This window comes from Xanthobacter sp. BG11Y11_SDJG (assembly GCF_057364445.1).
Genome location: NZ_JBNFNU010000575.1, coordinates 1 through 1,942, shown reverse-complemented (window position 1 = coordinate 1,942; position 1,942 = coordinate 1). Strand labels below are relative to the sequence as shown.

The 1,942-nt window shown below is 71.4% G+C and carries 2 protein-coding genes; both read left to right on the top strand.

The window, feature by feature from the left end; translation table 11 throughout:
• Nucleotides 1-1,198, top strand: a 1,198-nt coding sequence (locus AC2W7M_RS24570) for an efflux RND transporter periplasmic adaptor subunit (protein WP_486135649.1), incomplete at its 5' end; no start/stop codon positions are given.
• 2 nt (nt 1,199-1,200) lie between these two features.
• Nucleotides 1,201-1,942 (top strand): ABC transporter ATP-binding protein (locus tag AC2W7M_RS24565; RefSeq protein WP_486135647.1); only part of this gene is annotated, 742 nt, incomplete at its 3' end.

Genomic DNA, 1,942 nt, shown 5'->3' with positions numbered 1-1,942 from the left:
GGGGGGCTGGGGGCTCCTCGCGCTCGCCCTCGCCGCCGGCGCCTATGCCTCTGTCCGGTCCGGGTCGACGCCCGCGACCACCCTCATGAGCGCGTCCGTGGCCCGCGGCGACGTGGAGGAGACGGTGCTGGCCACCGGCACTCTGAAGCCCGCCAAGCTGGTGGCGGTGGGCTCCCAGGCGTCAGGCCGCATCACCGCCTTCAGGGTTAGGCTGGGCCAGACGGTGAAGGCGGGCGATCTCGTGGCCGAGATCGAATCGGTCACCCAGGAGAACGCCTTGCGCACGGCGCAGGCGGCGCTCGCCAACGTGCGGGCCCAGAGGGCCGAGAAGGAGGCGACGCTGGCGCTCAACGAGCAGACGCTGGCGCGCCAGAGGACCATGGTGGCGCAGAAAGCGGTGTCCCAGGCCGATTTCGAGTCGGCCGACGCGCAGGCCAAGGTCACCAAGGCCCAGCTCGCCGCGCTCGACGCCCAGATCATCGAGGCTGAGATCGCCGTGGAGACTGCGCGCGCCAATCTCGGTTACACCCGCATCACCGCCCCCATCGACGGCACCGTGCTCGCGCTCGTGGCCCAGGAGGGCCAGACGGTGAACGCGACGCAGACCGCACCCACCATCGTCATTCTCGGCCAGCTCGACGTGATGACCGTGCGGGCCGAGATCTCGGAGGCGGACATCGTCGGCGTCAGGACCGGCATGCCGCTGTGGTTCACCGTCGTCGGCGCCCCTGACGAGCGCTATGACGGCCGGCTCGAATTCATCGAGCCGGCACCGGAATCCATCAAGAGCGACAGCAGCTTCTCGAGCACGAGCAGTTCTTCATCCTCGTCGTCGGCCTCTTCCTCGTCCAGCTCCTCGTCGGCGGCGGTCTACTATATCGGCGTGTTCGACGTGCCCAATCCCCGGCTCCGTCTGCGCACCTACATGACCGCCGAGGTGCACATCGTGCGTGGCCGCGCTGCCGGCGTGCTGACCGTGCCGGCCACCGCGATCGAACGCGACGGCGACGGCCCGTTTGTGCGGGTGCTGAGGGCCGACGGCGCCGTCGAGCGCCGCAAGGTCGAGGTGGGGCTCAACGACAAGGTCGCCGCCGAGATCCGCGCGGGGCTGGCGGAGGGCGAGCGCGTGGTGACGGGCGAAGCCGTCGCGGCCAGTGCCCACGTGTCCGGCGGTCCGCCACCGCCGATGGGGTTCTGACCGTGAGCGATCCGCTGATCGAACTCCGAGGGGTGCGGCGCGACTATCCCGCGGGCGAAGGCACCATCTGCGTCCTCAAGGACATCGACCTCACCATCGCGCGCGGCGAGATGGTGGCCATCGTCGGCGCCTCGGGGTCCGGCAAGTCGACGCTCATGAACATCCTCGGCTGCCTCGACCGGCCGACGTCCGGCAGCTACCGGGTGGGCGGCCGGGAGACGGCCGCGCTCGACGCCGACGCGCTCGCGGCGCTGCGACGCGAGCATTTCGGCTTTATCTTCCAGCGCTACCATCTGCTCTCGGAACTGACCGCCCTCGGCAATGTGGAGATCCCGTCGATCTATGCCGGAGCGCCGGTCGCGGCGCGGCGGGCGCGCGCCAGCGCGCTATTGGCCCGCCTCGGCATGGCCGACCGCGCCGGCCACCGGCCGGGCCAGCTTTCGGGCGGCCAGCAGCAGCGTGTGTCGATCGCCCGCGCGCTCATGAACGGCGCCGACGTGATCCTCGCCGACGAACCCACCGGCGCGCTCGACAGCCGCAGCGGCGCCGAGGTGCTGCGCATCCTCGACGAGCTTAATGCGGAGGGGCGCACCGTCATCATCGTCACCCACGACATGAAGGTGGCCGAGCGCGCCGGGCGCATCGTCGAGATCGCCGACGGCGAGATCGTCGCCGACCGGGCCAGCGCCGCCCGTTCGGACGCCGCGACGCCCGCTCGCCGCGCGCCTCCTCCCCGGCGGGCGG